This window comes from Aminobacter sp. DSM 101952, assembly GCF_001424795.1.
GTDB lineage: Bacteria > Pseudomonadota > Alphaproteobacteria > Rhizobiales > Rhizobiaceae > Aminobacter > Aminobacter aganoensis.
The window spans coordinates 58,673-80,522 of the sequence record NZ_LMCL01000006.1; the positions used below are offsets into that span (position 1 = coordinate 58,673).

At 57.7% G+C, this 21,850-nt stretch carries 22 protein-coding genes; 5 read left to right on the plus strand and 17 right to left on the minus strand.

Annotated features, from left to right (window positions below; genetic code table 11):
- Positions 1-14: 14 nt before the first annotated feature.
- The 14 genes from ASC75_RS07560 to ASC75_RS07620 all read right to left on the minus strand — a co-directional run bounded on the left by ASC75_RS07560 (position 15) and on the right by ASC75_RS07620 (position 15,519).
- On the minus strand, positions 15-2,126 hold the full coding sequence (locus ASC75_RS07560; RefSeq protein ID WP_055972519.1) for a catalase: 2,112 nt from the start codon (positions 2,124-2,126) through the stop codon (positions 15-17).
- A gap of 763 nt (positions 2,127-2,889) precedes the next feature.
- Positions 2,890-3,552: a transposase gene (locus ASC75_RS07565; protein WP_184117422.1), complete on the minus strand. Its 663-nt coding sequence runs from the start codon at positions 3,550-3,552 to the stop codon at positions 2,890-2,892.
- 298 nt (positions 3,553-3,850) lie between these two features.
- A complete protein-coding gene (trbI, locus tag ASC75_RS07570; protein ID WP_055972522.1) occupies positions 3,851-5,125 on the minus strand; it encodes an IncP-type conjugal transfer protein TrbI in 1,275 nt (424 codons plus the stop codon).
- A gap of 9 nt (positions 5,126-5,134) precedes the next feature.
- On the minus strand, positions 5,135-5,578 hold the full coding sequence (locus ASC75_RS07575; protein ID WP_055972524.1) for a hypothetical protein: 444 nt from the start codon (positions 5,576-5,578) through the stop codon (positions 5,135-5,137).
- Positions 5,578-6,363, minus strand: a complete 786-nt coding sequence (trbG, locus tag ASC75_RS07580; protein WP_244487783.1) for a P-type conjugative transfer protein TrbG — start codon at positions 6,361-6,363, stop codon at positions 5,578-5,580. Before trbG ends, ASC75_RS07575 begins: the two co-directional genes overlap by 1 nt.
- Positions 6,364-6,424: 61 nt before the next feature.
- A complete protein-coding gene (trbF, locus tag ASC75_RS07585; protein ID WP_055972531.1) occupies positions 6,425-7,084 on the minus strand; it encodes a conjugal transfer protein TrbF in 660 nt (219 codons plus the stop codon).
- A gap of 38 nt (positions 7,085-7,122) precedes the next feature.
- Positions 7,123-8,265: a P-type conjugative transfer protein TrbL gene (gene trbL, locus ASC75_RS07590; protein ID WP_055972534.1), complete on the minus strand. Its 1,143-nt coding sequence runs from the start codon at positions 8,263-8,265 to the stop codon at positions 7,123-7,125.
- On the minus strand, positions 8,259-9,068 hold the full coding sequence (gene trbJ / locus ASC75_RS07595) for a P-type conjugative transfer protein TrbJ (protein ID WP_082496447.1): 810 nt from the start codon (positions 9,066-9,068) through the stop codon (positions 8,259-8,261). The genes trbL and trbJ overlap by 7 nt, the downstream gene beginning before the upstream one ends.
- Positions 9,040-11,514, minus strand: coding sequence for a conjugal transfer protein TrbE (locus tag ASC75_RS07600; RefSeq protein ID WP_055972536.1), 2,475 nt, complete (start codon positions 11,512-11,514; stop codon positions 9,040-9,042). The genes trbJ and ASC75_RS07600 overlap by 29 nt, the downstream gene beginning before the upstream one ends.
- Positions 11,515-11,517: 3 nt before the next feature.
- Positions 11,518-11,814 carry a conjugal transfer protein TrbD gene (locus ASC75_RS25320; RefSeq protein ID WP_082496448.1) on the minus strand — a complete coding sequence of 99 codons (297 nt, stop codon included), beginning with the start codon at positions 11,812-11,814 and terminating at the stop codon, positions 11,518-11,520.
- Positions 11,807-12,160 (minus strand): TrbC/VirB2 family protein, encoded by a 354-nt coding sequence (locus ASC75_RS07605; protein WP_055972696.1) that lies wholly within the window; start codon positions 12,158-12,160, stop codon positions 11,807-11,809. Before ASC75_RS07605 ends, ASC75_RS25320 begins: the two co-directional genes overlap by 8 nt.
- A gap of 12 nt (positions 12,161-12,172) precedes the next feature.
- Positions 12,173-13,114, minus strand: coding sequence for a P-type conjugative transfer ATPase TrbB (trbB, locus tag ASC75_RS07610; RefSeq protein WP_055972538.1), 942 nt, complete (start codon positions 13,112-13,114; stop codon positions 12,173-12,175).
- Between the two features lie 462 nt (positions 13,115-13,576).
- A complete protein-coding gene (locus tag ASC75_RS07615) occupies positions 13,577-14,746 on the minus strand; it encodes a M24 family metallopeptidase (protein ID WP_200943441.1) in 1,170 nt (389 codons plus the stop codon).
- A gap of 29 nt (positions 14,747-14,775) precedes the next feature.
- Complete coding sequence (locus ASC75_RS07620; protein ID WP_162244906.1) at positions 14,776-15,519, minus strand: GntR family transcriptional regulator; 744 nt, start codon at positions 15,517-15,519, stop codon at positions 14,776-14,778.
- A gap of 181 nt (positions 15,520-15,700) precedes the next feature.
- Between ASC75_RS07620 and ehuB the strand changes: the two genes are divergently transcribed.
- From ehuB to ASC75_RS07645, 5 genes are read left to right on the plus strand one after another with little or no spacing between them, the layout of a single operon-like run.
- Positions 15,701-16,564 (plus strand): ectoine/hydroxyectoine ABC transporter substrate-binding protein EhuB, encoded by an 864-nt coding sequence (gene ehuB, locus ASC75_RS07625; RefSeq protein ID WP_055972546.1) that lies wholly within the window; start codon positions 15,701-15,703, stop codon positions 16,562-16,564.
- 7 nt (positions 16,565-16,571) lie between these two features.
- Positions 16,572-17,234: an amino acid ABC transporter permease gene (locus tag ASC75_RS07630; protein ID WP_348271281.1), complete on the plus strand. Its 663-nt coding sequence runs from the start codon at positions 16,572-16,574 to the stop codon at positions 17,232-17,234.
- Complete coding sequence (locus ASC75_RS07635; RefSeq protein ID WP_055972547.1) at positions 17,224-17,883, plus strand: amino acid ABC transporter permease; 660 nt, start codon at positions 17,224-17,226, stop codon at positions 17,881-17,883. Before ASC75_RS07630 ends, ASC75_RS07635 begins: the two co-directional genes overlap by 11 nt.
- Positions 17,884-17,917: 34 nt before the next feature.
- The gene (locus ASC75_RS07640; protein WP_055972550.1) at positions 17,918-18,667 is read left to right on the plus strand and encodes an amino acid ABC transporter ATP-binding protein; all 750 of its coding nucleotides are present in this window, start codon (positions 17,918-17,920) and stop codon (positions 18,665-18,667) included.
- A 21-nt stretch (positions 18,668-18,688) separates the two neighbouring features.
- Positions 18,689-19,702, plus strand: coding sequence for a succinylglutamate desuccinylase/aspartoacylase family protein (locus ASC75_RS07645; protein ID WP_055972552.1), 1,014 nt, complete (start codon positions 18,689-18,691; stop codon positions 19,700-19,702).
- 24 nt (positions 19,703-19,726) lie between these two features.
- Here the strand turns inward: ASC75_RS07645 and ASC75_RS07650 are convergent, their stop codons facing one another.
- The 3 genes from ASC75_RS07650 to ASC75_RS07660 form a co-directional block, all read right to left on the minus strand.
- Positions 19,727-20,224, minus strand: coding sequence for a GNAT family N-acetyltransferase (locus ASC75_RS07650; protein WP_055972555.1), 498 nt, complete (start codon positions 20,222-20,224; stop codon positions 19,727-19,729).
- Between the two features lie 133 nt (positions 20,225-20,357).
- On the minus strand, positions 20,358-21,047 hold the full coding sequence (locus ASC75_RS07655) for a response regulator transcription factor (protein WP_162244907.1): 690 nt from the start codon (positions 21,045-21,047) through the stop codon (positions 20,358-20,360).
- 144 nt (positions 21,048-21,191) lie between these two features.
- On the minus strand, positions 21,192-21,833 hold the full coding sequence (locus tag ASC75_RS07660) for an acyl-homoserine-lactone synthase (RefSeq protein WP_055972563.1): 642 nt from the start codon (positions 21,831-21,833) through the stop codon (positions 21,192-21,194).
- Between the last annotated feature and the right edge of the window lie 17 nt (positions 21,834-21,850).

A 21,850-nucleotide genomic window follows, 5' to 3' on the forward strand; every position in this document is an offset into this window, starting at 1 on the left:
CGGTGGCTGATTGTTTAGAGCTTGACGGCGGTCTCCCGGCCCCACAGTCGAAGCTTGCGGCAGGTTTCGACAAATGCCTTGGCCGCCTTCGCATCGACGAGGGGGATCAGGCCTTCGTCGGCTTCATGATCAACCCCGGCCTTCTGCAGAAGTGGTACCGCTCCCGGCGTGAAGGCGATGAACTTGCAGTGGGCAAACGCATCGGCGACGAAGTCGCGTGCCGCCGCTTCACCTATCAGGCGCTCTGCTCCCTGGTCCGAAATAAGCAGAGCGACCGCATCGAACAGAACCGATGGCCCGCCGTCGATCATGTGCCGAGCTTCGATCCAGGTTCCGTCTGCGGCTTCCACGCCCCCAACCTTCGGCGCAATGACTTCCATCACGGCCCCCTCCTTCTCGATCGCCGTCTGGAGCTTTTTCAAAAGGGAGATATCGGTGCCAGGACTGACGAGCACGCCCACCTTGCGGCCGGCAAAGCTGTTGGGACCATTCTCAATGATGCTGAGCGCTGGCGACGGCTGGAGGTCATCGCGGGGCGTAACTGCTGCGTCCGCCGGAGCGGGAAGCTTCTTGATGCCAAGCTTGTCGGCTACGGTCACGGCCAGCCCCTCATCGATGTTCAAAAGGTGAGATACCATCCGTTCCCGGATCACCGGGGTCTCGACCTTGCTCAGCTCAAAGGTCAGGGCCATGGCTATGTGGCGCTGTTCCGGAGCTGTCTGGCTCTGGAAGAACTGCCTGGCCTGGCTGTAGTGATCGGCAAAGCTCTTCGCTCGAAGGCGGACCTTCTGTCCCTCCTCGGCATCGGCAAAGGAGCGGAAACCTTGTTGGGGCGATTCCCGGGGCCCCTCCCCGAATGAATTCGGCTGATAGTTCACGCGGCCGACCGGATTGCGCATCGCCATATGACCATCCTGCTGGAAATGGTGGAACGGGCATTTGGGCGCATTGATGGGCAGATGGGTGAAGTTCGTGCTGCCCAATCGCTTGAGTTGGGTATCGAGGTAGGAGAAGTTGCGTCCCTGCAGCAGCGGGTCGTTGGAAAAATCAATGCCTGGCGGCACATTCTGGGTCATGAAGGCGACCTGCTCCGTTTCGGCGAAGAAGTTGTCGGGCATTCGGTCCAGTACTAATCTGCCGACGGGGATTGGCTCGAGGATTTCCTCTGGAATGAGCTTGGTTGGATCGAGGACATCGAAATCGAAGCTGTCGGCGAAGTCCTGGTCGAAGAGCTGGACGCGCATCTCCCATTCGGGGAAGTTGCCCGATTGAATGGCCTGCCAGAGGTCGCGACGATGAAAGTCTGGGTCCGCACCATTGATCTTTACCGCCTCATTCCAGGCCACCGATTGCAGCCCGAGCTTCGGCTTCCAGTGGAACTTGACGAAGGTGGACTCGTCCTTGGCGTTGACGAAGCGGAAGGTATGGACGCCAAAGCCTTCCATGAAGCGAAACGATCGCGGGATCGCGCGATCCGACATGACCCACATGATCATGTGCATCGATTCAGGCGTGAGGCTGATGAAGTCCCAGAAATTGTCGTGTGCCGACTGCGCTTGCGGAAACGCCCGATCAGGCTCGGGTTTCACTGAGTGGATAATGTCGGGAAACTTGATCGCGTCCTGGATGAAGAACACCGGGATGTTATTGCCGACGAGATCCCAATTGCCTTCCTGGGTATACAGCTTGACGGCGAAGCCGCGCACGTCGCGAGCAAGATCGAACGATCCCTTACTGCCTGCGACCGTTGAAAAACGTACGAACGCAGGCGTTCGCTCACCCGCTCGCTGAAAGATGTCGGCTCTCGTATAGGCAGCCAAGGAGTCGTATGTTTCAAAGAATCCATGAGCGCCGTAACCTCGAGCATGCACGACCCGTTCGGGAATGCGTTCATGGTCGAAGTGGAAAATCTTCTCACGAAAATGAAAATCTTCGAGGACCGTCGGCCCTCTCGCGCCTATCTTTAATGAGTTCTGGTCGTCGGAAACAGGCGTCCCTTGCGCGGTTGTTAGAATAGGTGTGTCTGCTTCTGCAATCTGATGGAGCTCGCCACCCTCGCCTCGCTCCAGTTTTTGGTCATGGACGGTCGCAATATTGCGCGTCGACAGGCGCGGAGTCTTGGTCATGGCAAATTCCTTTCGTAAGAAGAGTGCCCTTCACAATGCAGCCGTGGCAGTCAGGTTCCCTAGGCCGCTTTCGACGACCATTGGACCAGGGGTGAAATCAAATCGGGCACACCGCCCGAGAGTGCAGCCCAGACCGCTGAGGCAATGCCTCTGGCCCTGTTGGTTGGGAATGTACGTGCTTGTCTTGGCAGCCCTGCGACCGGGAACGCCCGGGATTTCGTCAACAATGCAATTGTCGGCGGATTGTCTGAGATCAAGTCAAGCGAGCTGGCCGACACTGCGGATGCTTCGTCAAGGTTCTTGCTTTGATGGATAAGGGAACTCTCGGGCCAGCAAACTCCCAACTCGCGGGGCTCGCAGGCGAGCAAAAGCTGGCTGTCTCCACGCCGAGGCCGTGATCCCTGTCCGAGGACTACTCAAAAGACTGCAGCGCCATGAGGACGGAGTGCCCTCGGTTGGACGCATAGATATCAGCTATCGCTGAAAAGGATGGCTTGATATCGTTGTCGTGTAGAGCACACGCCCCGCCCGCCCTAAAGGGCGCTCTGCCAACAACTATAGCCTTGCTTGCGAGGCAATCAAAACCCGCTCCTGTTTGGGAGCGGGTTTTCCTTGTCGGGCGCCATGCCTGCACGCTTTTACTTGATCGAAGCAAGGCCCCCGGAGCCGCCCTTTGACGGTCGGTTTTTCATCCTAACGTCGGCTCTTACGATGTGTAGTCGCCAATTCGAGCTAGTAGAGCGGGGCACGGAATACAGGCCATTCAGTTAAGGCCGAGCTTTTTCCTAAGTTCGGCATTTTCTTGGCGGAGCCTCTCCGCAAGCAGTGTCTTAAGACGCTTGTTTTCTTCTTCGAGCGCTACGAGATCCTTCAGTTCGCCGCCTTCTGATGGGGCAGGAGCCGCAGCCTTTTTCCACTGATAGTATGTCTGCTCCGAAATGCCAGCCTGCGCTGTTGCACCCTTTACGCTATCACCGCCGCCGATCGCCTTTTCGATTCTGCTCAGCCTTTCAGCCCGTTCCTTTGGAGAATATACCTTGCGACCCGCACGAGCGGGGGCAGCCTGAACGTCAGGCGCAGGCTCAGCTTTCGCCGCGCGTTTCTTGGGCGATCTGACCGTCTTGGCTCGGCTGGCCTTCTTGGCAGTTGGCGCCTCGCTAACTGCAGGCTCTTCGGTCACTGTCTGCTCTGTCTCAGCTTCGTTCGGGGATGGCATGTCAAGCTCCGCTTGTGGTTTAAACCCATGGTCAGAAACAACATGTGTGCGAACAGAGTCAAGAAGTTGAGGCCCAGCCAGGTCCACCATTGCCTGTGTTTCAGCTGCTATCGATGCCAAGTCGACAGCGCCCCAAATGGATTTCATTGGTTTCTGACTGCCGCGCTTCCGCTTGACTTCCACGACAAACGGTCGAACTTGACGCTTCATTGCTCTTTCCCGATCAGACTGACCTCAGATTGCCTGCATTTTGCCAGCGGAAATCGCGAGCATTAGGTCTTGAAGCGAGCTCTACCGGATAAGACCTTGGCCAAGCAAGCGACAGGATGACCGGATCTCCGATTGGAGCCCTGCGAGACCCGCCGCGTCACTATCACTTGTCTATTCCTCAGGTGCCAGATAGCTCGCTCCTTTTGTGTTACCCGCCTGGTATTGGGTCGGCCCAGTGGATGGGCGCAGCTCTTGCCCCAGTCACTATCATGGCGTGGACTGTCATGGGCTGAGCGAATTATGGGGCGGGAGAAGTGTCGAAGACAATGTCTTGGTCGACAACAATGTTGAACTGGTAGCCGGAGCGTATCCGGACGGTTGGCTGGACATCCATGTTGCGCTGTATGGAGCGTTCGGAGAGACGACCGAAGACTTCGCTGAAACTCGTGCGGGCCGTGTCACCGAAATTCTGGCCGGCGCCATCTGAGCGGGAGTTTGACGGATTGGCCAAACCCGTGCCCGCCCCGATTAAGGCGACCAGCACCGCCGAGCCGTAGGTCTGCAGGAGCTTGCGGTCCACCTTGTCCTTGAACCCACCATAGCCTTCGCTATCGGTACCGGGCATGCCGCCAATCTGCAGTGTCGACCCGTCGGGAAAGATGAGGTCCGTCCAGACTGTCAAAAGCCGCGACTGACCAAAGGTGACATTGCTGTCGTAGCGGCCGAACAGCTTGGTGCCCTGTGGAACAAGAAGCAGTCTTCCAGTCGCTGTGTCATAAACGTTCTGGGATACCTGAGCGATCAGGCGGCCGGGGAGATCTGAATTTGCTCCGGAGACCATTATCGCGGGGATAACGGACCCACGTTTGAGTTCCCGTTCCGAGCGTTGACGGATCATCCTGTTCGGCAGATAGCCCAGGTTGTCCTTGGATTGTTGCTGTAGAAACGCTGCTTTGCCGTGCTGGCCATTGAGATCGATCGCAACTGATCTCAGGGCCGCATCCAATGCCGACCTGTCCCCATCCGGTAGTGTGCTCGATGATGTTCCCAGGTGAATGTCATGCGCTTCCGTAACCAGCTTGGACTTGTCAATTGCAAGTGGAGCGTCCCGTGCGGCAGCGAACGCCTGGAGCTTGGCAAGGTGCTGCCTGTGGCGTTCGCGCAAGTATTGTTCGCGCTGTTCGCGTTCGAGCCGTTGACGCCACGCTTCGTCGCTTTCCTCGCTTGGTGGGGTAGACGCTGCTGGAACCACCGGCTGGTTGAGGACTACCTCTTGCAATCGAATCGGCGATGTTTGGCCGTTGCTCGGCTGAGGGACCACAGCTTGTTTTTCACCGATGATAGCGTTCCCAACGCCATTCTTGAGTTGGTCGGCGAAGTTTGAGGCCGGGCTGCCGCTTGCTTCGTCAAGCCCGGACCCAGCGTCCAGATATAGGCTGCGGGTCATCAATCCAGCGAACAGAACTGCCACAAATACAACCACAATGGCCACGGCGATAAACAACGGCCGGCGATTGATGCGAACGATTCCGGAGTGGTCTGAGCTCGAACCAAGTTGTAATGACTGAACCATGAGCCTCCCTCAGCCTCGACGGAGAATGGAGAACGAACTGGCTGGTTTGGCGCCCTCCCCTGAGATTTCATAAGCTCGCGATAGCGATGACTCGCGCGTGGACAGCGTCGCGAGGATCTGACCTTCGTGAGGGTGAATGTGATAGGCAAGCTCAAGCGTCTTGCCCTGCCTTTGGTCTGCGGGCTTGCCTCTGACCACAGCGTAGCCTCCGCGCGTCAGCGCTTCCGCCAGCGCATCGGCCAAAGGCGAATTTTCCAGGCCAAGATCGACCTGTGTGGTGCCTGGCTGAAAGTGCTCGCCGAAGCGGCTGGTCATGTCGATGGCGATCGATTGGACGACCGATTGCGGAATGCTAAGTTTCGAACGGTCGTCCGATCCCGCGGTCTGGCAAGCTGATAGCGCCAGCAGAGTAAATCCCGAAACGAGAAGCCTTCGCAACAAAGGAGCCGCCATTATCGCCCTCCCCGTTGGATGGTAATCTTTTCCTTGCCCCACCCGGTTCCGGAAACAAGGACCGCCTTTTGCACATCGAAGTCGACGGTCATGAGGTCGCCCTTGAACCGATAGTTGACTATGCGGTCCGTACCTCCGGATACCACGAACAGAGCTGGCAAATCCTGTCCGGCAATCGAACGGGGAAACTGAATGTAGGTCTTGGACCCGTCTGAGTAGACGCGCATAGGCTTCCAGCGCGCGCGGCCCGAAATCTTGTATTCAAAGTCTAGCCCCTCTGCCGCATGTCTCTCCGATGACCTTGCGGCATCGAGCCGGGCATTGACGCTCGCCAACTTTCCCGATGTGTCGGTCTGATAGTCAAATCCAACTCTGGGCATGTAGGTGATCTCGTGGGATCGCAACTGCATGTGGTAGGTACGTCTGGAGGTCGTGACGACCATGGACGTGATGAGTCCGGCCTCGGAAGGCTTGACGATCAGATGGATAGCCTGATTGTCTCTCGCGCCGGAGCTTGCTGGTTCGACCTTCCATCGGACAGTGTCGCCAACCAGGACGTCCCGCACGATCTCGCCAGCCTCGAGTTCGATGTCGCATACCTGCAGTGGCGAGCAGACGATTGAAGGCTGAACTTCACCGAACAGGAAAGTGACCTTGCCATCTGAGCCTTTAGTGACGAGACCTCGTTTGGCTCGCCACTGATTGGAAATGGCCGAAGCCCGTGCCTCGTTGCCTGTCGTTTCAAGATCCTGGCTGTCAGCATCATGAAAGGGTGCCAATGACATGATTAGCGCGAGCACGGCGATTTTGCGCGTGCTGTTTTTCAAACTCGGCATTGCATACCTTTCAGAGTTGAGCTGTCCAATCGAAGTCGCGAAGGTAAAGCCCGATCGGATTGAGCCGGATGACTCTCTCGTCCTGGGGTGGGGTCAGCGTCACCGTGGCGATGCCGCGGAAACGACGGCTCGCGTTTTCCTTGCCCTTGCGGTCTCGCTCGAACTCGGTCCAGTCGATCTGGTAGGACTGGTTTGAAAGCGCAACAATATTGCTGACCTCGACGGCAACGGTGGCGCTGCGCGCCTTTTCAAACGGAGAGTTCGCCCGGTACCAGGCGTTTATCTTCTCGGTCGATGGGTCGGTCGCGCGTAGAAGCGCATATGTCTGATCGATGTATTGTTTCTGGACCACCGCGTCTGGCGTCACGCTCTTGAAGCTTGCAATGAAACTGCCAAGCGTCGCCCGCACCACACGCGCGTCAGCATATTCGATTTGCTGAGGAAAGCCTGCGGCGATCGCGCCGCCGAGCCTATCCACCTCTACGATATATGGAATCAATTTAACCTGAGAGCTTAGGTAGAGCGCGTAACCGAAACCGATCGTTGCCATGATCATGGCAACGATACCCATCATTCTCCAGGCTGCAGCCTGCCTGACATAGCTACCGTACCGTTCGTTCCATTCTTCGCGGGCCGCAAGATATGGACTGCCCAAATCATTCTCTGACATTTCTTGCAGTTTCCGATGCTGATCATTCAGGCTGTTTGCTACGACTGACGTCCGTTAGGGCGGGATGGGCCTAGTTTGGAATTGGCGAGCCCCAGCAGTGAGCTTGCCTGAGATCCAGGGGCTGCTATCATCTTGTCCTTGGCAGCCGACGCGGTAGCCTTGGTTGTATTGCCGACGGCAGCCGCCGCCCCGCGCAACGCAGCAGCGGCCATTGACGATCCTGACGATCGTGCAAGCCTTGCACTGGCAGCACCGTTGGCGGCAGCCGCAGTGCCGAGGAAGGCACCGCCGGCGGCAACAGTCGCAGCCTGACTGCCGTGGCGGATTGCCTCCAGACCATTCGATGTTGACACGCCCTGGACGACACCCTGTATGATTGCCGGCACGTACATGGCGATGATGAACACGATTACGGAGATGCCCGCGATCGCCAGAGACGCCACGAATTGGTCATTCTCAGAACCCGAACGGCCAGCGAGGTCGAGCAGGACTTTGGAGCCAATTCGAGCGATCATCACAAGGGCCATCAGCTTCATGCCGACCGAGAACGCATATATCAGGTAGCGAACTGCGAAATCCTTTGTGAACGACGATCCTCCTAAGCCGAGCATGATCATGCCGGCAAGCAAGCCGACATGCATTTCGACCATCACGGCGACGAACACCGCGGCCACAAGCGAAAAGCAGATGACCACCACCACCATTGCGAACACTGCGGCAATTGCCAGGGCGTTATCCTCGAAAAGTCCGAACCTTGCCTGTTTGGACATCGCAGTAGCGACCTTGATGCCCGCATTGAAGATGTCCGCAGGGGATGCGGATCCGCTTGCAGAGCCAATCTGAAACAGGCTGTCGACCACAGTCCTTACGAAGCTCGGCCCACGATCCAGAACGAAGGCAAAGAAGCCTACGAACATCGTTCGTCTGACGAGTTCAGCGAACCAGGCTTCCAGCGAGGCTGCGTTGATTGCAAGCCAGATGGCGGCAACAGCGATTTCGATGGCTGCCAAGATCCAGAAAAGCGAGCGGGCTGCGGACATGATTGTCTGCTCCCAGCCCTTGGCGGCAGTCGTGATCGAGTTCTCGAGCTCAGTCAGCACCGATCCCTCCTGCCCAATGGCAGGGACCGTCGCCATGAGCATCAGGGTCGGGGCCAAGAAGAAGAGCTGCCTGTTCACCATCGCGGCCTCATCTCCTGCCCGCCCCGGACGCTTGGCTCCGCGAAATCGAAAAAATGCTCCCTCCGCGCCTGCGAAAGATCCTTTTTGGCCTGCTCGGCGCGCATCCAGACGCCCATCAACGTTGTCTGCTGGGCGACCAGTCCGCGCAGCTTCTGGACCTGCGACACCTGCTGGGCGGCTATCTGATGTCCAACCTGCAGGGCCTTCATCTGACCGTCGGCGGTCTCCGACATCGTCCGCAACGAGGACAGGGTCCCCTCCTCGGACGCGAAGTCGTTCGAGGTGAGTTCGGCGGCCCCCAATGTGCCGGCGATGGTGTCGCGATTGGTCGCTGACCAGGCCTCATAGGTTTTGGAGAAGGATGCCCCGTCCGGCAGTTCGGTCTTGAATTGGCTGAAGCTCTGAAAACGTTGGTTGAGGAGGTCATCGAGATTGCCCATCGAAAAGGCAATTGATTGTCCTTGGGCGACGACCCGTCGAAGCCTGCTGAGGTCTTGTTGCGCCTGGCCCCAGACATGCTCGGGCAGGCGGGCAGTGTTTTGGAGCATGTTCCGATAGATGTTGAGCTGGTTCTGAATTTGCTCAGCCGATTGGGCGATCTGCGTAATCTGATTGTTCACCTGCTGCGCAGATTTTCCGGCGAGACTGATGAGCTGGCCATTGTTGAGCAACTGGGTCCACTCCGTTGCCTGCCCGGTTACAGCTCCAGCCCGGGCAGACGCTGGAAAGCTGATCGCAAGGCAGATGGCCAGAACCAGCCGTGCATTGTTGTCGCTAACAGTCGTCCAGAAGCGCTGCTGCATCGGTTACCCCCCTTTCGGTCAGCCACAAGCGTACCCATGCGCTCCCGTGATCTGCGCGTAACGATGTGATGCGCTTGATGTCCTGCTTCGAAGTCGCTGCAAGGAAGGCACGCGCCACCGGCCCAAGAGCCATCTCGAACAGCCGTCGGCCATCGGACGAGACAATGTAGTAATCGCGCTTCGGCTGCGCCGAGGCCACGATCTCGATCTGGCGGCTATTGAAGCCCAATCGCTCATAGAACGGCCGCACGCCGCCCTCGCGTGCTGCGGGGTTGGGAAGGCAGATCTTGGTCGGGCAGCTTTCCATCAGAACATCGATGATGCCCGAGCGTTCTGCATCCGAAATCGATTGGGTTGCCAGGACGACGGCGCAATTCGCCTTGCGCAATACCTTCAGCCATTCTCGTATCTTCTCGCGAAAGATGGGTTGGCCAAGCATGAGCCAGGCTTCGTCAAGAACTATGAGGCTGGGTGCACCCGTGAGGCGCTTTTCGATACGTCTGAACAGGTAGGTGAGCACCGGGACAAGGTAGCGTTCACCCATGTTCATGAGCTCCTCTATCTCGAACGTCTGGAAAGTATCGAGCGACAGGGTGTCGATCTCTGCATCCAGCAGGTGTCCGGCAGGACCTTCAACCGTATAGAATTGCAGCGCGCCCTTGATCTTTTGCGATTGAACGCCCGACACGAAGTCTGACAGCGACCGGCACATCGATCCTGCCATAAGCCCGATCTGGCGGTTTATGGCACTCCGGTCTTCGGGCGTAACCTCGGTCCCCTGGAGCACCACAAGCGTTTCCAGCCATTCGCATGCGAATGCACGATCGGATTCATTAGCAAGATCAAGAAGCGGGCAGAAGTTAAGCCTTTCCTTGGCCTTTTCGTCATGCCCTTTCTCTGCCGAATTGACGCTGCCAATTGTGTAATGGCGACCGCCTGCTGCCAAGGTCAAAGGCAGCATCGAACCCCCTTTGTCGAACACGAATATCTGGGCGGACGAGTAGCGGCGAAACTGCGCGGCAATGAATGCAAGAAGTGTTGACTTGCCAGATCCGGTCGGGCCGAAAATCAAGGTATGGCCGACATCGTCGACATGCAGATTGACGCGGAACGGGGTGGAACCGGATGCGACCTGCATTAGTGGAGGAGAGCCCGGCGGGTAGAGCGGGCATGGTGCCTTTGCATTGCCTGACCAGGTTGCATTCAAGGGCAGCAGATCCGCGAGATTGCGGGTGTTGATCAGAGGCTCGCGGACATTGGCGTACCAGTTGCCTGGCAGGCTACCCAAATAGGCATCTGTAGCGTTGAGGGTCTCGATCCTGGCGCCAAAGCCTTCGGCCTGCACCAATTGCCGAACGGTCTCGGCCTGTTTGCGCAGTAGGCCCTCTTCTTTGCCGAACATCACGACAACAGGCGTATAGAATCCATAGGACACGAGTCGCGAGGTTGCCTGAGCGATGGCGTCCTCGCTCTCGGCCACCATCGCAAGTGCATCCTGATCGACAGCACGGCTCGACGTCTGGAAAAGCTGGTCGACGAACGGACGCACCTTCTGCTGCCACTTCTTGCGAGTGCGCTCAAGCAGGGGGCGGACCTCCTGCTCGTCAAGGAATATGAAACGCGACGACCATCTGTATGGCAGCGACAGCTGGTCGAGCGAGTTGAGCATGCCCGGCCAGCTTTCGGACGGCAGTCCGTCGATTGCGACAATGCTAACGAAACGGTTCTCGACCGTAGGCGTCAATCCATGCCTGAATTCTGCCGTGGCCAACCAGTCGAGATACATGGGAACGGCGGGCAGCCGAACCGGATGATTCTCACCAGTGATGCAGAATCGGACGAACTGGAACAGGTCGTCGTACAGAGCGACCTTGCCAGATGCGTCAGTTGCCTGTCGGCGACACATCCGCTCGATAGAGACTGCGTTGCGGAGATTTTGTTCGATCTCGCTTATCGCGTCTAAGAAGCGGGCAAGGGCCTCGTCAGCGTAGCCGGGTCGGCGCTCGTTCGGCCCTGCATAGAAATAGCGCGTTAGTGCTGATTTTCTTCGATCTGTCGGACGCCATGTCAGGATGAGCGCATGCTTGGACTCATAATGTCCCCCTCCGCTTTCGAATAGTTCGCGGCGTTCGCTGTCGATCGCGCGTGTAACCGGGTCCGGGAAGTGGCAGTCCTGCTCAAGCGGATAGCCTGAGACCCCTATCCTCATGGATTCGGCCTGCAGCATCCAGCCTGATCCCATGCGGACAAGGGAATCGTTCATCTGCCGGGTGAGCTCGTTCCGTTCAAGGTGGGTGGAACTCTCGAGGTCGGGGCCTGCAAAATACCATCCTGCCGTCAGCGACCCGTCCTTCAGCAAGATGACGCCATCATCGACAAGCGCTGCGTAAGGCAGAAGATCAGCGAATGTGGTATGCCGATAGCGAAAACTCTTCAAGGAGACCATCGTTCAACCTCGCCATGGCCCTGCTGTTGCCCGATATGTCGAGCGGTAACGGATATGTCTGAGATAGACCTGCCTCATGGATGGATCCGACTTGGCCATGGCTCGCAGGACTGCGACAGCAGTGATCCAGACGATGAAGCCTACCCCTGCGGCGTACCAGGTCAGGACGACAAAGATCAGGATGATCGCCGCCAGTCCTGACAACAAAATCAGTTCGCGGTCGCCACCGAGAAGAAGGCTAGGGCGCGAAAGGGCGCGGTGTATGCGATTGATCTGCAAGGGCGTAGAGCTGTCAGACATGGCTGGGCGCCTGGTCAACAATACAGCCCAGGGTCCTGCAATCCACGATCGAAGCGCCTGTAGCCCCAAATAGGCCAACGATCTGCGTTGCACCCAGCAGCACGCCTGCAACGAGCACGACGTAGAACAGCCGGCGGGCAAAGTCGTTCAGCTCCCCACCGAAGATGAGCATCCCTCCAGCGACCGCAACAGCCGCCAGTGCGATGAAGCCTGCGACCGGTCCAGTGATCGATTGTTGGATCTGTTGTAGGGGCCGCTCCCAGGGCAAGGCCCCACCGCTGGATGCAAGGGCGGAGTTGCTGGCAAAGAATACTGCAACCCCTGAAAGCGTCTGGCACACACGCAGATTGTAATTCACTCATATCCCCCTCAATTGATAATTTGAACCGTCGTATCCACTAACGGCGATTATGTCGGTGACCTTGCGGCCTCGTTGGGTCCGCTGCATGGAGATGACGATGTCGACGGCGTCGCCTATGACTTCACGCATGGGCTGCTGACTGATCTCGGCCGTAAGCTGCTCGAGGCGCCTCAGAGCTGAAACCGCACTGTTAGCGTGCAAAGTCGTAACACCGCCGGGATGGCCGGTGTTCCAGGCCTTGAGCAAGGTCAACGCTGCTCCGTCGCGAAGCTCGCCGACCACAATCCGATCGGGACGAAGCCGCATAGTGCTCTTCAGAAGACTGTTCATGTCGACATCGTAGGCAGTTCGCAGCGACAAAGTGTTGATCGCGGGACAATTGATCTCGGCCGTGTCCTCAAGCACGACGATACGATCGGAGGGTGCCATCGCTGCCATTTCGGCGATCAGCGCATTGGCCAGGGTCGTCTTTCCGGATCCCGTGCCGCCTGCAATCAAGACATTTTGTCGTGAAGCGACCGCCTTTCTTATTGTCGCGGCCTGATCGGTCGTCATCGCCTGTGTATCCACATATTCTTGCAGCGCAATGATACGGGAAGCGCGGCGTCTGATGGAAAATGCCGGCCCACTAACGACTGGAGGCAACACCCCTTCAAAGCGATGCCCGCCGATGGGCAATTCGCCTGAGACGACGGGATGTGACCTGTTGGCCTCGGTCTGTAGGACGTGGGCTACAACTCCTATGATCAACTCGGTGGACAAGCTGGTCATCGTTCCGGCAGCGACAGTCCCACTGCTAAATCGTTCGATGAAGGTACGGCCATCGGGGTTGACCATGATCTCGACGACGTCGGGATCTGCTAGTGCGGCGCACAGGTCGTTGCCAAGGCCCTCTTCCAGTTTTCGGACCAGGCGCAAATGGGATTGATGTCGTGACATGGAAAGTTGGATACCGCGTGATCGAGCTGCCCGCGCAAGCCTCCCCGTTTGGTTTGGAGCGCTACTTCGATCATTGATGCAGGCATAAGGCACTGCCACTCAATCGACAGATTTGTGGAGGTGTCCGCATGGCTGCGCTGCACTATGCAGGCGGGTCGAGACCTGACGAGCGACGAGACGAGGACTTTTAACCACCCTGCCCGCCGGACAGCCAGGGTAGGACAATGCTGCAGTTCTGGCTTCATCGAAAGGATGAACTGTTCATTCAGGCCGCCGATACGCTGACATTGAAGGTCAGCGTATCGGCATCGCCTGTTTGTCCGGCAGATGTAGTTGCCCTAAATTTCCAGGATCAGAACCGGCAATGCTCTTTGCGAGCATAGTTTAACTGCGGGCCCGCGGGCAAGGAGGAATTGAAGAATCGGCATAGGGGAGCATCACGAGCCAGCCCTTCGGGTTCCTCTAGGCGATAACAGGTATGGCGGCCGGGGACGGAGTGCTTAGAAACTCGATCCCGTCCTCGCAGACATAGACGATCTCCTCGAACTGATAGACCGCGCCATCAAATTCTAACTTGGGCTCGATATGGAGGATCATTCCGGCACGGATGGTTGCATCGCTGTCTGCTGCTATGGAAGGAGGTTCGGTTACGTCAAGACCTCCCCCATGCCCAATGCGGCTGACCAAACCGTAGCTCGGAGGCAGGCCCGCGTCGTGCCAAAGATTGCGGTAGTTGGCGAAAAGCTCACTGCACCTCATCCCGGCATGAATGCTGTCGACAAGTGCAAGGGTTAGAGAACGCGTGGTGTCATATAAGCTGATCTCTGCGGGTCCTGGCTCCCCTCCCCTGGCTATGCGATTGCGATCTGCCGGATAGCCGCCATATGTTGAGCGAAAATCCGTCCAAAGGTAGTCGCCTTGTCGCAATTGGCGGGCACCTGGATGGCGGCTGTAAATGAAATCGCCCTTGCCGAAAGTCATTGCTATCGGATCCGCTTTGTCAGCTCCGTTCCTGATAATGTGGGCTTGCACCAGCCGGCAAAACTCGAACTCGGCTATTCCCAACCGGGCTTCGGAAACTGCCTGGTCGAATGCCGCATTTACGATCGCAAACGACATCCGCTTGAGATTAGCCTCGAAACGGGACTTGATGCACCGTGTGCGCCAAAGAGCGGCGGCTCCACTCAGCAGGCCACTCTCGCCCGCAAGGGTCTGCAATCCATTCACGAGTTCGATCGAGCCGCGACCGAACATGTCCTGTCCGTAGTCGATTCCGATCCGCAGAAATTTCCCGATTCTGCGGCGTCTGATCTGCTCGGCGACGGCATCCGCAGCCTCAGGCAGATAGCCGTCGTAGTAGAACCAGGGAAAGTGACGCGGCTTGGATTCGAGGTTCCTGGTTTCAATGCTGCTTGCAATAACGCGAACGCCGCTTTCATCGAGCAGGGCGAACAACGGCCTTGCATGATATGCCCACGACAAGGTTCGGTAGTCCGTGAAATACTCGATATTTTTCTGTCCGGTCAGGACGAGGATGTCGATCCGATCGCTTGCCATCTCTTGCCGGATCAAGGCGAGCCGGCGCTCAAGTTCATGGAGAGGGACGTCCGGGGGAGGTGGGGCTGGCAGCATGTTGTTCCTCATTTGCGGTTGATGGGTGTTCAGCGCTGGCGCAGGCAAGCATCGGCACGGTGAGCCAGATCTATCTCGGTCGTGCAGGCGAGCCGATCGAATGGTGACTGGGCCATGCCGGCGACGAATTGGTCCTCGCTTGCGGTGGTCAACTTGTAGAGCCTGCGCAGGACGGGGTAGCCGCGCGGTAGCGAAAAAACCTGACAAACCTCAGGCGGGCCCGGCGCCGCATCAATCATGATCCGGCTTGAGGTGAATTCCAGCCCGCGTTCTGCAAGCACCTCCATGACCAGCCTTCGCGAGAACTCATCGATTGTCTTGTCGTCCAGGTCGATGGAGACGTAGGTGGTGTCGTGCATGATTTTCTCGGCCTGCGCGATGATGGCCTTGCGTATGCAGATCATGGGCTTGTCTTTGGGGGCAGCTGCGAACTCGGCGAGCTGTGGATCAAGAATGTACTCTCGATTTATCGAGATTGGCTCGACGCGCGCGGGGATCCCAAGTCGGTTTGCGTCATCGAGGCTATTGAGCGAGAAATCGAGGTTTCTAACAAAGCGCCTTCGTTCCCTGACAAAGGTCCCGAGCCCGGCGACCGATCTGAGAACACCAGACGTCTGAAGGTCGCGAAGCACCCTCTTGATCGTGATGGCGCTGACGCCGAATTCCCTGGCGAGCGCTGCAGTCGACGGCAGCATTGTTCCGGATTTGTAGTTGCCGCTTTCCACGCGCTGCTCCAGTTCTTGCCGCACCGCTTCATGAAGAATGACATTCACCGCCAACGTTCCTATCAAATTTGCAACATACGAATCACATATAAAATTCATATAGAATACATATTTGTTGACAGCTAGGTATACCTGGTCTACCGACTGAGTGTGGTCGGGTTTCGCGGGCAACCGTGCCGAAAGGCCGGGAACAGCCGCGGCCGCGACAGAAGCTCAGGGAGGAACTGACTTGAAGGCTGGGTCCATTCAATCGACAATTCTTGCGATTGCCATCGCATTGTCTGCCGTGCAGGCATCCTTGGTGAGTGCCGAGGCCGCAGGTGCCCGCGAACGCATGCTCGAAGAGCGTAAACTGGTCATCGGCATCCATAATCGTAAGCCATGGGGATACCGCGACGAGCAGAGCAAACAGCCGTCGGGTTGGCACCCAGATCTGCTGAAAGCAGCATTTGCCGGTGACGGCATCGAACTCGACATACGTGTCACAGAGTTTGGCGCGCTCATTCCAGGTCTGCTGGCCGGCCGTTTCGATGCCATAGCCTCAGGACTGGCAATCACTCCCGAGCGCTGCAAGCAGGTTGCGTTCGCGACACCGGACTTGAAGGTCCCTGACGCCGCGATTGTGCTTTCAGGCAATCCCAAGCGTATCCATGGCTATGCGGACATTGCCACCAACGCCGATACCATCATGGGTGCAGGCCGGGGCAGCTCTGTCGTCAAGAATGCCACCAGCGCCGGCGTGTCTGACGCTCAGATGCTTTTGTTCCCCGATATTGAGGCAAATGTTTCCGCATTGAGAGCGGGACGGATCGATGTAGCAGTCTTTTCCTCCCCGACAGTGATCGGCCTGCTCGCCGGTCGAGGAGCTATTGGCCTGGAAAGGGCAGTTCCATTCGAGACGAGCGATGACAAGGCGAATTTCGCGGCGATTGCGTTTCGCCTGGAAGATGCGGATCTACGCGACATGCTCGATGAGCGCCTCGCAAGGCTGCGTGCGGACGGCACATTGACCAAACTGATGGAAAATTACGGTTTCGGGACCCCCGAAACCGTGCCTGCTGGCATCACTGCAGCCAGTCTCTGTTCCCGCTGAGAGAACGATGATGTCGATTTTCCAGATATGGCTCGGTATATTGCAGGGCCTTCACGTCACAGCGCTGGTAACACTCTATGGCTTGCTGTTTGCGGTTCCTTTCGCGTTGCTGTTCGGAATAGCCCAGCACTTGACGACCGGTCTGGCCAGGTTCGCAGTCACGGCGGTAATCGAATTCTGGCGCAGTTCGTCAGTCATCATCCTGCTGTTCGTCTTCTATTATGCCCTCCCCGTATTTGGCATTGAACTCTCGGCAATGACGGTGGGGGCAATGGTGATCGGGTTGAACATAGGCGGTTACGCCAGCCAATCGGTCCGCGCGGGTCTTCAGGCGCTCGACAAGGGGCAGAGCGAGGCCGGGTCCGCGCTGGGGCTCACAAGAGCGCAGGTCCTGTTCATGATCGAGCTGCCTCAAGCACTCACGGCAATGGCACCAACCTTCATCAACCAACTCATTCAGCTGGTGAAGGGCACGGCGATCGTCTCGTTGGTCACGCTCACCGACATGACCTTCAGGGCCAAGGAACTGGCCCAGATCGAGTACGACCCCGTAGCAATCTATACCTCGTTGCTGCTTGCCTATTTCGTGGTCTGCTATCCCATCGCCCTGATGGGGCGATATCTTTCCAGCCGGATCGGCGAACGGAGGAGCCAGCTTCATGGGATTTGAAATAGGCTTCGCCATAGCAACCATTCCTACGATCCTAAGCGTTGTAGGCACGACTTTGATCATCACTGCGTTGTCGTGCGCCGGAGCTGCCGGGCTAGGCTTCGCTTTCGAGATGATCCGCAGGAGCGGATGGACAGCGGACTATGTCATGCGCTTCGTCATCGACTTCATTCGAGCAACTCCGGTGCTAGGATGGCTCTACTTCATGTATTTCGTGCTGCCTTTCTATGGCGTCCGGCTGCCCACTACTGCAGTCGGTATCCTCGGGCTCAGCGTCTATTACAGCGGCTATCTCGCGGAAGTTTTCAGAGCTGGCATCGATGCCGTGGCTAAAGGACAGCAGGAGGCTGCGCGCGCGCTAGGCCTGGGTCGCGTCGATGCCGTCGTTTTTGTCATCGCACCACAGATGCTGCGGAACATTGCGGCGCCCATGGGCAACTATTTCGTCTCGATCCTGAAGGCCACGCCATACCTGGCTGCCATTGCCGTGCCCGAGATGCTGGGAAGCGCCTTTGATATCGCGTCCGATACATACCGGTATGCCGAGCCGCTTACAGTTGCAGGGGTCATGTTCCTGTTGCTTGCACTCGCTGTCACCGGTGGCGTCAAGCAACTCGAGCGCAAATTGCTGAAAGCGGACCGACGCTAAAGTCGGCCCCGGACCAATCCAGTCGGAGGAAGAAATGCAGGAGCACTCGCTTGCGCCGGCGATCGACATCGCTGCGCTCAACAAATGGTATGGCACGTTTCATGTGCTGAAGAATGTAGACCTGGTTGTTGGCACCGGTTCTCGCATTGTGATCTGCGGACCGTCCGGGTCAGGAAAGTCATCACTCATCCGTTGCGTCAACGGGCTCGAAAAGTATGAGAGCGGCACCATTCGCCTGGCGGATACCCCACTGGAAATGGACGCAGCCAAATCCTCGGCTGCCCGCCGGCAGACGGGAATGGTGTTTCAGAGTTTCAACCTGTTTCCGCATCTCACAGTGCTTGCCAACTGCACCCTGTCCCTTCGCCGGGTTCAAAAAAAGTCACGGGGCGCTGCATCCGAGATTGCGATGCATTTCCTCGAAAAAGTTAAGATCCCGGAGCAGGCGAACAAATATCCAGCCGAACTGTCAGGCGGCCAGCAGCAGCGGGTCGCCATTGCAAGGGCCCTGTGCCTGAACCCTAGGATCATGCTGTTCGATGAACCGACCTCGGCCCTTGATCCGGAGATGGTCAAGGAGGTGCTCGACGTCATGACGAGCCTTGCTCGAGATGGCATGACGATGGTTTGCGTCACGCATGAAATGCACTTCGCGCGGGAGGTGGCTGACCGGATCGTTTTCATGGACCAAGGAAGCATCGTCGAACAGTCGGATCCAGCTTCATTCTTTGCGGCTCCCACCCACGCTCGCACACGAGCATTTCTGAGCAACTTGCTTCACTGACAGTTCTGAAGGGGTCAGAAAATGACTTTGCAATCTCGCATCTGGACACCTGTCGATTTTGACGCCGATGGCAGTCAATCAGACTGTTTCCGGTTGCCGCATTCTACCGATCTGTCTGCCTATGGCTGGATACCTATTCCGGTTTTCTGCCTGAAGAATGGCCCCGGTCCGACTGCCTTGCTCATCTCAGGCACACATGGCGATGAATATGAAGGCCAAGTTGCTCTCCTCAATCTGGCCCGGAGTCTCGACTGCGCCGACATTCGTGGACGGGTGATCATAGTGCCGGCGCTGAATTATCCGGCCGTGATCTCGGGACGGCGCGTGTCGCCCCTGGATGAGGGCAACCTCAACAGAATGTTCCCTGGCAACGCTCTTGGGACGCCGAGCCAGATGATCGCCCATTACGTCAGCGAGGTCCTGATCCCGATGGCAAATTTCGTGGTCGACCTCCATTCGGGCGGCAGATCCCTACACTACGTTCAGAGTTCCCTGGTAAGGCCTGGGCGGGATGAGGGACAGCGGCAGGCATTGTTCCAGATGATGGAAGTGTTTGGAGCCCCGATCAGCTTTGTAAGCAATGGTGCAGGCGGTGGGGGGATGACAACACTCGCTTCCGCGGCCGAGGAACGAAACATCTTGGCACTGACAACCGAACTCGGTGGCGGCGCCACCTTGTCGTCAGCCGGTGCTGCGCTTGCGGAAAAGGGCCTGAAACGCCTGCTCAAGCATTTCGGGGTCACCCCCGAATTGCTTGTCGAACCGGCGCAGCCCACGCGTATCATGATGGTCGCCGGGCGGGATTCCTTCGTCTACTCTCATTCGCGCGGTATTTTCGAACCCTTCGCCGAACTCGGCGACGAAGTGCGGGCCGATGACGAAGCCGGACTGATCCATCCTGTCGAGTGGCCGTATCGGGAGCCTCAATTGGTCAGGTTTGCAAGCTCAGGTCTCGTGGCCTGTCGTCGCGCTCCTTCGCTTGCGGAGCCCGGTGATTGCCTTTTCAAACTTATGGTTCCGCTGGAACAGTTGTGAGGGCTGCGGAAAGTGCCGTTGGCACTAAGTGTCAGCACCAGAGACGATCGGACGCACCAGTACAAGCTGACGGCCGATCGGACCCTCCAGAGTCGTTCCGGTGCCGAAGAAGTTGCAACTGGCGTAAAGCTGCAACGCGGGCAGGTTCAGCTCGTTGACGGCCAGCATGAGCCGATCGGCCAAAGGACGATGGTCCCGGATCCAGTCAACCGTCGCCTCCATCGCCTGCCTCGCATAGCCCCTCCCCTGAAAGCTCACGCCAATGCGAAGATTGTGCAACGACACGGCCGAGGCGGGTGCCCAGGCAGGGGAAGCAGGTGGCTGCCGCAGAATGAAAAACCCCACGACAGCGCCGTCCGCAACAACTGCAATGGGAGTTTCTGCAGGTGAGCGCGCCGCCTGGAACTTGCCAAAGATCTCCCCTAGCTTGCCGCCCGCAAACCGCTCCTGCGCGGCGTCCAGCCGCAAATGCGCGACGGCGCCGAGATCGTCGGCCTGTAAGACTTTCAGTACCAGATTCATACCACCCCCAGTTCGACCGCCATGAGAACCAGTCAGCAAGGTTGGAACCTATTCTCGCGTGAATGGGGCGCCATCGGTGAATCTTGGTATTGACGAGCTTAAGCGTCGGGGATCGCGGCCAAGGTTCGTAACCTTAGCTAATGTCCGGTTCAGCCAGGGCATACCCCGCAGTTCTCACGGTGCGGATCATGTCATAGCCGATTGCGCGCTTCAGCGCCTTGCGTAGCCTGCCGATATGCACATCCACACTGCGTTCGTCGGCAATTGCCTTACGCGGCCAGGCCGCTACGATTAGATCTTCGCGCCCAAACACCTTTCCAGGCGACAGCATAAAATGCAGCAGCAGCTTGTATTCTATGGGAGGCAGTTTCACCTCCCTGCCTGCGGCGTAAACGCGATGTGTATCGAGGTTGAGCTCGACATCGCGATATGCCAGTAGACCTTTCGAGGAAGCTGGCTTTTTAGATTTTGCGGGTCGCTTGTTATGGAGTAGAGCGACAAGCTGCGCCGGTGGGAATGGCCGCTGAAATATCTCGTCGGCTCCTGCCTTTAGCAAGTCGATGTGCTGTGCCTGAGCGTCCGCCGCAAGCAGGCCTATGACTGAAATCTGCGAGGTTGGCGTGTCGTTCTTGAGGCCGCTGATCATCGGCGCTAACTCTGAATTAAGCTGGCAGTCGAGAACGATCGCCATAGGCCGCTTTGTCTCGGCAGTTGCATGGGTGTCGACGGGTTTGTGGATCAACTCGGTGTCAAAGCCCTCAGCCTGCAGGATGTGGCTGAAGAGCAGATAGAATTCCGTTTCCTGTGAAACGATCAGCACCATTGGCTTCATCTCGGACGGCCTCGAGTATGTCTCGCAATGGGCTCTGATAGACCGCAAGCTATCTTACTGGCAATCTCTCTGACGCCAGCACAAATTATCGCCCCAGCCCTTTATCCAAGGAACTGCGGCTGGTCGCCTGTGGCTTTAAATCCGTTCGGATGGCCTGCCGGACCACAGGCAACTGCCAGCAATTCCGTAATATTCTCGGGTGCATTCCAGCGCCTCAGGATCGATCCTGATCTGCAGCCCGACAATGACGGCCCCTCCATCTCGACCAGGTGCGCCCAGGCGACGCGGCTGCCAGCCTAGTGCAGACAGCCGGTCGAACCAGAAATCCTCACAAACCACGATCAGTGCCGTTTTTAGGCGGGTCAGGCAGAATTCCTGGATCGCACAAAGCATGATGCCCGCGGCGAGAGAGGATTTCTGGCCTCCCCTGAGGTCTGGAACCACGAAGAACCTCGTCCATTCAAGAATTTCGTGCCCCACGGGTACGCCATTGGCCGCCAGATGCGGAAACAGATTCTTGAACAGGTTGGACTTTTCAGTCGGTATCAGCCTGCTTCCGGCAACCACTCCCCTCCCCTGCTCTAAACCAAGCAGGTAAATGGCATCGTCGGTGTCGAAGGGGTCGACCTCGCGTCCGTCAGGCCTGGCAAGGTCCAGCCATTGGCGGTGCACGACATAGATGTCGTGACGAATCCGGAAATGCTGCTCCACCTCCCGAGTGTAAGCGTTGCGATTGAAACGGTCTATGACATGGACGGCGAATGGCAGATGCGGCATTGGGGCACGTTCCAAGG

What these genes read in the sequence shown, in the direction of transcription:
- ASC75_RS07560 (WP_055972519.1), bottom strand. Translation starts at nt 2,126, where the DNA reads ATGACCAAGACTCCGCGCCTGTCGACGCGCAATATTGCGACCGTCCAT.
- ASC75_RS07565 (WP_184117422.1), bottom strand. Translation starts at nt 3,552, where the DNA reads ATGAAGCGTCAAGTTCGACCGTTTGTCGTGGAAGTCAAGCGGAAGCGC.
- trbI (WP_055972522.1), bottom strand. Translation starts at nt 5,125, where the DNA reads ATGGTTCAGTCATTACAACTTGGTTCGAGCTCAGACCACTCCGGAATC.
- ASC75_RS07575 (WP_055972524.1), bottom strand. Translation starts at nt 5,578, where the DNA reads ATGGCGGCTCCTTTGTTGCGAAGGCTTCTCGTTTCGGGATTTACTCTG.
- trbG (WP_244487783.1), bottom strand. Translation starts at nt 6,363, where the DNA reads ATGTCATTGGCACCCTTTCATGATGCTGACAGCCAGGATCTTGAAACG.
- trbF (WP_055972531.1), bottom strand. Translation starts at nt 7,084, where the DNA reads ATGTCAGAGAATGATTTGGGCAGTCCATATCTTGCGGCCCGCGAAGAA.
- trbL (WP_055972534.1), bottom strand. Translation starts at nt 8,265, where the DNA reads ATGGTGAACAGGCAGCTCTTCTTCTTGGCCCCGACCCTGATGCTCATG.
- trbJ (WP_082496447.1), bottom strand. Translation starts at nt 9,068, where the DNA reads ATGCAGCAGCGCTTCTGGACGACTGTTAGCGACAACAATGCACGGCTG.
- ASC75_RS07600 (WP_055972536.1), bottom strand. Translation starts at nt 11,514, where the DNA reads ATGGTCTCCTTGAAGAGTTTTCGCTATCGGCATACCACATTCGCTGAT.
- ASC75_RS25320 (WP_082496448.1), bottom strand. Translation starts at nt 11,814, where the DNA reads ATGTCTGACAGCTCTACGCCCTTGCAGATCAATCGCATACACCGCGCC.
- trbB (WP_055972538.1), bottom strand. Translation starts at nt 13,114, where the DNA reads ATGTCACGACATCAATCCCATTTGCGCCTGGTCCGAAAACTGGAAGAG.
- ASC75_RS07615 (WP_200943441.1), bottom strand. Translation starts at nt 14,746, where the DNA reads ATGCTGCCAGCCCCACCTCCCCCGGACGTCCCTCTCCATGAACTTGAG.
- ASC75_RS07630 (WP_348271281.1), top strand. Translation starts at nt 16,572, where the DNA reads ATGATGTCGATTTTCCAGATATGGCTCGGTATATTGCAGGGCCTTCAC.
- ASC75_RS07635 (WP_055972547.1), top strand. Translation starts at nt 17,224, where the DNA reads ATGGGATTTGAAATAGGCTTCGCCATAGCAACCATTCCTACGATCCTA.
- ASC75_RS07640 (WP_055972550.1), top strand. Translation starts at nt 17,918, where the DNA reads ATGCAGGAGCACTCGCTTGCGCCGGCGATCGACATCGCTGCGCTCAAC.
- ASC75_RS07645 (WP_055972552.1), top strand. Translation starts at nt 18,689, where the DNA reads ATGACTTTGCAATCTCGCATCTGGACACCTGTCGATTTTGACGCCGAT.
- ASC75_RS07650 (WP_055972555.1), bottom strand. Translation starts at nt 20,224, where the DNA reads ATGAATCTGGTACTGAAAGTCTTACAGGCCGACGATCTCGGCGCCGTC.
- ASC75_RS07655 (WP_162244907.1), bottom strand. Translation starts at nt 21,047, where the DNA reads ATGGTGCTGATCGTTTCACAGGAAACGGAATTCTATCTGCTCTTCAGC.
- ASC75_RS07660 (WP_055972563.1), bottom strand. Translation starts at nt 21,833, where the DNA reads ATGCCGCATCTGCCATTCGCCGTCCATGTCATAGACCGTTTCAATCGC.